Source organism: Saccharopolyspora sp. NPDC002376 (assembly GCF_053593195.1).
On record NZ_JBSFBZ010000037.1, the window covers coordinates 67171 to 76819 of the forward strand.

A 9649-nucleotide genomic window follows, 5' to 3' on the forward strand; every position below is an offset into this window, starting at 1 on the left:
TTCAGAACGAGGGGCGTTGCTCGGTCGGATCGGCACCGAGCACCGAAGGGGTCACGACCGACGACTCGCCCCAGACCTCCTCGGTCTCCACCAACCACGGCGGGATGCGGCGCGCCCCGGACATGTCCTGCGCCCCCGGGGCGAACGGCATCATCGGCATCATGGGCATGTGCCCGGCGCCGGCTCCCGCCGCGTTCGCCGCTCCCGCCGCTGCCCCCAGCACCCCCGCGGTTCCCATCGCGTTGGTCGCTGAGGACGCCCCGCCCAAACCGGCCGCAGCGACCGGCGCGGCCGCACTCGCACCCACGCCACCGCCCGAACCGCCGAGGGACATCCCTCCCGCACCCGGCAGGCCGACGGGCTTGGTGGGCTTGTCCTTCTCCTCTTCTTCAGCGGGGTCCTTCGGCTTGCCCCAGTCCGGCACCTTCGGGGGCCGGAACGTCCCGAGCCGCCCCATGCCGGCGGCCGACGCCGCGGCCAGCCCGGCGGTGAACATGTTGCCGAACAACGGTGTCGAGGTCGGCTTCTGCACCGGGTCCGGTATGAGCGGCGCCTGCTCACCGGGCGGCACCGGTTCCTCACCACCGCCACCGCCGTGACCGGTCTCCGCGTCCCCTTCGGAGCCGCCCGGCACCGGGGCTCCGGGCACCGCGGTGTGGTCAGTCAGCGGCATGTCCTGGTCGGCCGCCCGGTAGCGCTCGCCGAGCTCGGTCATCACCGCGATCGCCTTGCGGTGGGCCGCATCCGCGGCCGCGCTCGCCTGCTGGTGCTCCTGCACCGCTTGCACCGCAGTCGCCTGCCGCTGGCGCAGTTCGGCCACCATCGCGGGCGAAGCGTCCGCGGGCACCTGAATCGAAGCGGTCGCCCACTGCTCGGTCGCCGGTGGAAGGTCGGCGACCTCGGCCGCCGGCGGCATCTCGGCGCGGGCCTTGGCCAGCGCGTCCGCCGAGTCGTGCACCCGGTCGCGGATGGCGAACGCCGAGTCGGCGATCTGGCGCAGCCCGGCCGACAGGTCCTTGATCATCACCCGGTACTGCTCGGCCGCGCCGCCCTGCCACTGCGCCTGGAACTTCGCCAGCTTGGCGTCCAGGTTGCCGACCTGCTCGTGCAGCGAAGCACCCACGCTGTCCCAGGAATCGGCGGCCGGGCGCACCGAAGCATCGTCACCGGATTCCAGCATCGAGACGAGCTGCTGGTGGCTGTACGCCGAGAAGTTGGTCGGTTCCCGCATCTCGCTCACGCCCTCCCCTGCCGGGGCAGGTCGACGGACTGCACCGCCGCGCCGAGGCCGGACAGCGACGAGGTGACCTGACCGTCGTGCTGCTCGTAGGCGTCCATCACCGTTCCGGTGATCTTCTCGGCGAAGTCGATCGCCTCCCGCGCTCGCTCCACCAGGCTGCGCATCTCCGCGACGGCGAGGAAGTGGTTCTCCCACAGCGAGCCGGCCTCGTTGAACGCCCCGAGCCGCAACTCGCGCTCGGTGAGCGATTCGAGGTGCCCGTTCGGCCGGTCCATCCCGGTCAGCTGGGTGGTGAGCTCAGCGGCGAACTCCACCAACGACTGCAGATGAATCGCGAACGATCCATTGCTGGACATGACAACCCTCCCCGCGATATCCAAGGTGACCAACTCGACCCGACGTCGGCTCCTACTTCCAAAACCCGCCCTCGGGAAGCAGAACGGCGCGTTTCGCCTGCCGAATGCCCGTGAACACTTCATGGCGTACGGCACCGAAAAGTACCCCCGGACCATGACCGGCACTGATCAGTAGGTGTCGCATGCGCCGTAGGCGCACAACCCACGCAAGCAACCGGCACCGCCGCGGGTCCTCAGACGCTTTCTCGCGAGGACGGCCCGTTTGCCGTGTATTGGTCCTAAAAACAGGATCCCGCAGCGAGAAAGCCTCCGAGGTTCCGCTACTCACACCGCCACGCAAACCGAGGATGGAAAAACCTCAGTGGAACTTCGCCGCCAGAGAGTTGTCCAGGGCCGCACCGTCCATCGCCGAGCGGCTCAGCAGCGAACCCAGGTTGTTGATGATCTGGGTCATTTCGCTCAGGGCGCTGCGGAGATTTGCCTCCGCAGTGCGCGCGTCGGCACCGGACTGGCTGCCCGACTGGTACCAGGTCTCGCGCACCGGGCCCAGCGCGGTGTCCAGTTCGCCGAGCGCGGTGCTGATCGAACCGGAATACCGGACCAGCGTGCTGCCCGCGTTGTCCACCGCGCCGAAGTTCATCGCGACGGTGTCGCTGGAGGGTCCACCCACGTAGCTCATGCTCGCTCCTTCCCCGACTTTCCCGCGCTCAGCCGTTGAGGCCGGCGATGATGCCGCCACCCGAGTGCAGGGCGGCAGTGGTCTGGTTGATCTGCGTGCTCTGCTGCTCGGAGAAGCCCGAGTGCTGGTTCATGACCTCGTTGAACTTGGTCGCGATGACGGTCAGCTCGTTCTGCGCCCGCTGGATCTTGTCGTTGAGCAGCATCTTGTTCTGGTCGAACGCCAGCCGGGCCGAGCCGTTGAAGTTCTGCGTCGCGCCGACCAGACCCTCCACCTCGGCGTTGAGCTTGGCCATCATCTCGCGGATTCGTGTCGCCGTGTCGTCGAAGTCGCTGGCGGCCTTGCTCATGACCGCCCGGTCGACGACGACACCCTGGGGTGTGCTCATGTCTTTCGCCTCCTTCCGCATGTGACATTAGGGACGTTCGGAGTGCCGCCCAACGGCAGAACTCACGTCGTCGACGACGGCACTTGTGCCCGCACCGAACGGAGTCCAGGCCACCTGGACGAGTTCGTTCGCAGCGCGGCGGCGCACCAGCACGCCGCGCCCCGCTGGCTGCTTGCTCGGCCGGACGTCGCCGAGCAGGGCGCCCTCATCCCGGCTTCCCGACATCACCAACCCCGGCGAGCCCAGTTCGCGGATGCGCTGGACCACCGGGTCGAACATGGCTCGCGCCGCGCCACCGCTGCCCCGCGCCAGCACCAGGTGCAGGCCGATGTCGCGGGCGTGCGGCAGCAGGTCGAGCAGCGGAAGCAGCGGGTGCGTGACTTTGCCTGGCGAGGCGACGAGCTCGTAGTCGTCGATGAGCAGGAACAGTTCGCGGCCCTGCCACCAGTCGCGGCGGCGGAGCTGCTCGGGGGTGATGTCGGGGCCTGGCAGGCGTTCTCGCATCGCCTGGGCGACCTGGGCGATCGCGTCGTCGAGCGCCGGTTCGGAGCCGGCGTATCCGAGCAGGTGCTGCTCGTCGATCGTGCCGAGCAGGCCGCGCCGGTAGTCCACCGCGATGATCCGCGCTTCCTCGGGCGTGTACCGGTGGCTGATGCCGTGCGCGATGGTGCGCAGCAGTGCGGTCTTCCCGCTCTCGACGTCGGCGAAGGCGATGAAGTGCGGTTCGGTGGCGAAGTCGAGGTGCACCGGTTGCAGGTCGGATTCGGCCAGTCCCAGCGGGATCGCCCGCCCGGCCGGGAGCGCCAGTTCGTCGACGGCGACTTCGCGCGGCAGGAGCCGCACGCGCGGTGCCGGGGCACCTGGCCAGGCCTGGGTGATCCGGGTGACCAGTTCCGCGGTCCCGACGGCCAGCGTTTCCGCTCGCTGGTCACCGTCCACTCTGGGCAACGCCCCCAGCATGTGGAGCTTGTCCGCGGTCAAGCCTCGGCCGGGCGCGGCGGCGGGGACGTTCTGCGCGGCGCGGCGGTCGATCATCGAGTCACTCGGGTCGCCCAGGCGCAGTTCCACGCGGGTGCCCATGCTGTCGCGCAGCGGGGTCGGCAGGTTCAGCCACCAGGTGGTGGAGATGATCACGTGGATCCCGAAGCCGAGGCCACGCGTGGCCAGCCGGACCAGCGGGTCCTCCAGCGAGGAGAACTCCTGGCGCACCGTCGCCCAGTCGTCGACGACGAGGAACACGTCGCCGAACTCTCGTCCCGAATCGCCGCCTTCGGTGAACTCGGCCCGCCGCTGCCGGAAGGTCTGGATGGAGTCGATGCCGTGCTCAGCGAAGAACGCCTCCCGCTGGTCCAGCAGCGTGGTGGCCTCGGCGACGATGCGCCGGCAGCGCTCCTCGTCTCGGCGCGCGGCGTGGCCGCTGACGTGCGGCAGCCCGGCGACCGCCGCGAGCGCGCCACCGCCCATGTCCAGCAGGAGGAACTGCACCTCCGCCGGGGTGTGGGTGAGCGCGAGCGACGCGATCGTGCTGCGCAGGAAGGTGCTCTTGCCGCTCTGCGGCGCACCGATCAGCAGGGCGTTGCCCGCCGCGCCGGAGAAGTCCAGCCACAGCTGGTCCCGGCGCTGCTCGAACGGTTTGTCCACAGTGGCTGCTGGAACGACCAGCGCCCCGGTGTCGCGCCAGTCCACTGGGCACAGTCCGCGCTCCGGATCGAGCCCCAAGGGCGGGAGCAGCTGGTCCAGGGTAGGCGGCTCCGCCAAGGGCGGCAGCCAGATCCGGTGCGCGGCCGGGCCCCGCCCGACCAGCCGGTCGACCATCGCGCTCATGATGGTCTCACCGGTGCTCTCGACCGGCTCCGCCTCGGGCAGCTGCGCCGGCCACACCACGGGCGGCGCCGGATCCTCCGCGTGGTCCAAGGTGAACGGGATGACCTGCCTGCCAGGCGCGGACTCCGGCACTGCGGCGACCGCGGCCCGCGACGGGAGTTCACCGGAGACATAAGCGGCCTTGAGCCGCTGCAAGGTGTCGGTGTCGCTCTTGAGGTACGCCGAACCTGGCACGGCTGGCAGGTGGTAGGCGTCGGGGACGCCGAGCACGGTGCGGCTTTCCGCCGCCGAGAAGGTGCGCAGACCGATTCGGTAGGACAGGTGCGCGTCCAGTCCGCGCAGACGCCCCTCCTCCAGCCGCTGAGAGGCCAGCAGCAGGTGCACCGAAAGGCTGCGGCCGAGCCGGCCGATCATCACGAACAGGTCGATGAACTCCGGTCTGCTGGACAGCAGCTCGCTGAACTCGTCGATGATCACCAGCAGCGCGGGGAGCGGCGCGAGGTCCGCACCGGCCTCGCGGGCCTGTTCGTAGTCGCGGACCGAGGCGTAATTCCCAGCGGTGCGCAGCAGTTCCTGGCGGCGCACCAGCTCGCCGTGGATCGCATCGGCCATGCGGTCGACCAGGGCGAGGTCGTCCGAGAGGTTGGTGATCACCGCGCAGGTGTGCGGCAGCTCGCTCATCCCGGCGAAGGTCGCCCCGCCCTTGAAGTCGATCAGCGCGAGGTTGAGCGCCTCCGAGGAGTGCGTCGCGGCCAGGCCGGTCACCAAGGTGCGGAGCAGTTCGCTCTTGCCCGAGCCGGTCGCGCCGATCACCAGACCGTGCGGGCCCATCCCGCCTTCGGCGGACTCCTTGAGGTCGAGCTCGACCGGCAGACCGCCAGGGTCCAGCCCGAGCGGGACCCGCAGCCGTTCGCGGGCGCTGCGGGGCCGCCAGGTCACCGCGGGGTCGATGTCCCGGGGATCGCCGAGGCCTAGCAGGTCGGCCAGGCCAAACGTCGTCGCCATCGGGGTTTCGGCGGCCGCCGAGCCGGGGGTGTGCCACGGCGCCATCGTCCGGGCCAGCGCCTCGGCGGCGGTGCTGCTCAACTGGTCCGGCTCACCGACGTAGCGGAAGCCGACCTCGTCGTCACCGACGTAGCGGAAGCCGACCTCGTCGTCACCATCGACCAGCATGCCCATCAGTCGGTCGGAGACGTGCAGGAACAGCGCGTTCGGGCGCACCGCGTCGGGCGGCAGTTCGGCCAGTTCGAGCACGGTGACGCCGTGGCGCTCGACTTCCAGTGGGACGGGGCTGCCGTCGGAGATCACGACCAGGTGCGGGTGCTCGGTGTCGGCATTGGCCTGCTTGCTGAACGCCAGGCGTTCGCTGAAGTCGGTGCCCAGCAGCTCGACGAGCGCTCCGATGTCGTGGGCTGCCAGCCGAACCGGCCCCGCAGCGTCGGACGTAGACGTGTCCTGGGCGTGCGGCAACCACTTCACCCAGTCCCAGTCCGCGCGGTTGCGCGCCGCCACGCACAGCGCCACGCGCAGGTCTTTCGGCGCGTGGAAGGTGACCGCTTGGCCGAGCACGGCCCGCACCAGCTCGATGGCCTCGTCCCGGGCCCCGCTGACCGCGATGCGGGTGTAGCCGCGCAGCGCGATGGCCACCGGCAGGTCGGGCACCGTCGAGTAGGTTCGGATGAAGTGCCGCAGCGAGGTGGAGGCGACCGGGTCCAGGTCCTCCAGCGGCGCGGTTTGCGGCGCGCGCAGCGGGGTCGCCAGCTGCTGGGGGCCGAGACCGATGCGCACCTGGCCGAAGTGCGCGTCCTTCCGGCACCGCTCCCAGCGCCGCTGGGTGGGCACGATGGTCCACAAGTCCTCGGGATCGGGCTGGGTGAACAGCAGCGCGGCGCGCTGCGCCTCAGCGGTCTCGCGCACCTGCTTGCGCAGACCGGTGAGGTAGCGCTGGTAGTCCCGGCGCTCCTCGTTGATCTTGGCCTTGGCCGACTGCCGCCCGCCGGCGATCGACATGGTGATCATGCCGATCATCACGACCGCGAACAGGCCGCCGAAGATGTAGGTCATCGGACCGCCGGATCGTCCGATGTAGACGAACGACATGGCGCCCATGCCCAACATCATCGGCACCATGAACATCATCTGCATCCAGGACTGGCTCCCGCCGCCCTTCGCCACCCCTGGCGGGGCCTGCAGCACGATCTCACCGCGCTGCTCGGGTGTGCGTCCGGAGCGCAGCGCTGGTCGGCTCCGCATCAGATGCTTCCGCCTCCTCCTCGGGAAATGCCCGTCCCCCTCGGAGTGTGGTCATCTCGGCCGCTGCGCAGGTGGGTACTTTTGCCGTCCAGCCCGGGATCGCAGCCGACCTACGCTCGCGGGGAATGGAGGTGCGGCATGGACACCAGTGTGGTCACCGCGATCATCAGGGCCGGCCTGACGCTGCTCACCAAGGCGGTCAGCGACGTCACCGGTGATCCCGGCGAACTGCGTTCCAAGGCCAGGGACTGCGCGCAGTGCGCCCAGCAGGTGGGCGCGGCAGCAGGGGCGACGAACCAGGTCGTGACGCAACTGGGTGAGACCTGGAACGGCAAGGGCTACGACGCGTGCCGTTCGACGTCGGACGGCTTCGTCGACCAGTTGACCAACGTGCTGAAAGTGGCGCTGGAGAAGGAGAGCCAGCGGCTCACGGCCGCTTCCGACGCGCTGGTGCAGGCCCGCACCACTGCCCAGCAGCACAAGGAGGACTTCCTGCAGAAGGCGATGGACATCGTGCAGCGCATGATGGACGCCATCCGGGCCGCGCAGGGCATGCACTCGCCGTGGCGGGAAGCGGCCATCGCCCTGGCCATCATGAACGCGGTCGTGCAGGCGATGCAGCTGAAGTCGCAGTCCGAATCAGCCGCCGAGCAGAACAAGAACGCGCTCAGCCAGACCCTGACCACGCTGTTCGCCGACAGCGGCACGCCTGCCGCGGTGGCCGCCTGAAAGCCTGTTTTGATCCTTTGCTTTTGATGCGCCGAAGGCGCATAGCCCACCCTCGGCGCTTGCACCGCCGCGGGTTCTCAGCGTTCGCCTGGCGAGGACGGCCCAGCCGCCGTGTATTGGCATACATAAGGGTGGGCACCCGCAGACCAGGCGGACGCTGAGGTTCCGCTACCGGCACCGCCACGCAAAACGAGTCCAAAAACAGGTTCTGAACACGGAAAGCGAACTGATGAACGCACTGCACCCCGCCCCGGGCTCGGACGACCTGCCCGAACTGACCGAACTGGTGCAGCGCTTGCAGCACCAGCAGGCCGAGATCGACCGGGTCCGGCAGGACGTCGACGCCGCTCTGGTCTCCGGTTGCTCGCGCAACGACGAGGTGACCGCGACCGTCCGCGGTAACGGCAGGTTCACCGAGATCGCGATCGACCCGGAGATCCTGCGCCGCTACGACGCCCACGACATCGGCGAGATGGTCGCCGAGGCGGCCAACGACGCGCTGGAGCAGCTCGCCCGGCTGGCCGAGCAGCAGCTCGCGCCGGTGCTTGGATCCACCGACGAGCGCGCCTGATGGCAACACCCCGCCGGGTCACCGTGGTGGCGCCCGGCTCCCGGGTCGACGTCGCGCTGCCGCTGGAGTGCACGGTGGCCGAGCTGATCCCGCAGCTGGTTCGGCTCACCGGGGCGCCGCTCCGGTCCGACGAGCACCCCGGCTGGGTGCTCGCCCGCATCGGCGGCGCCCCGCTGGCACCGGGACTGACCGTGTCGGCGACGCTGATGCAGGACGGCGAGATCCTGTCCCTGCAACACCGCCCGAGCCGGGAAACCCCGCTGGTCTTCGACGACACCGTTGATGCGATCGCCGGTGCCGCGCAGACCCACGCCGGGCCGTGGCGGCCGAGGACCGGGCGGCGAGTGAGCCTGCTGGCCGCCGTGGCGCTGTTCATAGGGACGACCGCATTCGCCGCCACGGCGTTGAGCAGCAGCCCGCTGGCGCCGGTGTCGTGCGCGGTGCTCGCCGTGGCGCTGGTGGTGTCGGGAGGTGCGTTGTCCCGCGCTCGCGGCGACATGGACGCTGCGACGGCGACCGCCGCTGCGGGTGTCCCGGCGGCGCTGCTTGCCGGAGCCACGGCGCTCCCCCCGCACGTCCCATGGCCGGTCGCGGCGGGCACGCTGCCTCTCAGCCTCGCCGCGGTGACCGTCTACGCCACTGCGGCGGCGTTGCTGGTCTACCGGTTCACCTGGTTCGCGCCCATCATCGCCGCATCTGCGCTCGGCGCGGCGATCACCGCATGCGTGCCGCTGTTCGACCTTCCGGGATCCCGGGTGGCGGCGGTGGCGGTGGCGCTGACCGCAGCGTTGACCGCGGTCGCACCGATGATCTCGCTGCGCGTGGCGAGGTTGCCGATGCCCAAGGTGCCGGCCGACATGGATTCGTTCCGCGCCGACGAGCAGCCCACGCTCGGCTCCTCGGTGCTCGGCCCGACGACGAGAGCGACCCACATCCTCACCGGTCTGGTCACCGCGCTCGGCATCGTGACGGCAGGCTGCTGCCTGGTGCTGCTCGCCGATCCGTCCCCGTGGGCACCGATCCTGGTCGCACTGGCGGCCTTCGCCTGGCTGCTGCGCTCCCGCTCCTACGCGGGTATCGCGCAACGGGTGGCGACGATCGTCATCGGCTTGGTCCTGCTGATCGGCCTGACCATCCGCCTGCTGTCCACATTGGACGCGAACTGGCTGTTCGCGGTGGGATCGGGGACCGCGCTGGCCGGGGTCGCCTGCCTGCACTACGCCGGACGCGGGCCGAGCTCGGCCGCCCCGTTCCGCGCCCGCTGGCTGGACCGCCTCGAATATGTCGTGCTGATCGCGCTGATCCCCACCGCCGCCGCAGTCCTGGACCTCTACAACACCATCCGTGACGCGGTCGGCTGATTGCTGGCGAGACCCGTTCCGCACCGCCCAGCCACGAGAGCGGCGCGGAACACCCAACCGCCAGCAGTGCGTCTCCAGAACGAACTCCGCGCGCAGGATCTCAGAGGCTGTTGGGTAACCGGATCGGCACGTGGGGTGACGTGTTGTTGATCGTGTTGGGCGTGTCGAGGCAGTAAAAAGGGTCATCCCCGTGGTGATCGTGTTGTGTGTGCAACTGCGATACCGGCGGGGATGACCGCCGTTCATGT

Annotated in this window: 8 protein-coding genes; 3 read left to right on the forward strand and 5 right to left on the reverse strand. The window is 69.9% G+C overall.

Features of this window, described 5'->3' with window-relative positions; translation table 11 throughout:
* Position 1: 1 nt before the first annotated feature.
* From ACWCO2_RS23495 to eccCa, 5 genes are all read right to left on the reverse strand, one after another.
* Entirely contained in the window at positions 2-1231 is a 1230-nt protein-coding gene (locus ACWCO2_RS23495; RefSeq protein WP_450129912.1) for a WXG100 family type VII secretion target, read from the reverse strand.
* Positions 1232-1236: 5 nt separating this feature from the next.
* Positions 1237-1596 carry a hypothetical protein gene (locus ACWCO2_RS23500; protein ID WP_450129903.1) on the reverse strand — a complete coding sequence of 120 codons (360 nt, stop codon included), beginning with the start codon at positions 1594-1596 and terminating at the stop codon, positions 1237-1239.
* Between the two features lie 358 nt (positions 1597-1954).
* Entirely contained in the window at positions 1955-2275 is a 321-nt protein-coding gene (locus ACWCO2_RS23505) for a hypothetical protein (RefSeq protein ID WP_450129904.1), read from the reverse strand.
* Positions 2276-2303: 28 nt separating this feature from the next.
* Positions 2304-2663 (reverse strand): WXG100 family type VII secretion target, encoded by a 360-nt coding sequence (locus tag ACWCO2_RS23510; protein ID WP_450129905.1) that lies wholly within the window; start codon positions 2661-2663, stop codon positions 2304-2306.
* 27 nt (positions 2664-2690) lie between these two features.
* Positions 2691-6740, reverse strand: a complete 4050-nt coding sequence (gene eccCa / locus ACWCO2_RS23515) for a type VII secretion protein EccCa (RefSeq protein WP_450129906.1) — start codon at positions 6738-6740, stop codon at positions 2691-2693.
* 138 nt (positions 6741-6878) lie between these two features.
* On the opposite strand from eccCa, the gene ACWCO2_RS23520 reads away from it, so the two are divergent.
* The 3 genes from ACWCO2_RS23520 (at position 6879) to eccD (ending at position 9401) form a co-directional block, all read left to right on the forward strand.
* Complete coding sequence (locus tag ACWCO2_RS23520; protein WP_450129907.1) at positions 6879-7469, forward strand: WXG100 family type VII secretion target; 591 nt, start codon at positions 6879-6881, stop codon at positions 7467-7469.
* A 229-nt stretch (positions 7470-7698) separates the two neighbouring features.
* Positions 7699-8040 carry a YbaB/EbfC family nucleoid-associated protein gene (locus ACWCO2_RS23525; protein WP_450129908.1) on the forward strand — a complete coding sequence of 114 codons (342 nt, stop codon included), beginning with the start codon at positions 7699-7701 and terminating at the stop codon, positions 8038-8040.
* Entirely contained in the window at positions 8040-9401 is a 1362-nt protein-coding gene (gene eccD, locus ACWCO2_RS23530) for a type VII secretion integral membrane protein EccD (protein WP_450129909.1), read from the forward strand. The genes ACWCO2_RS23525 and eccD overlap by 1 nt, the downstream gene beginning before the upstream one ends.
* Positions 9402-9649 lie beyond the last annotated feature (248 nt).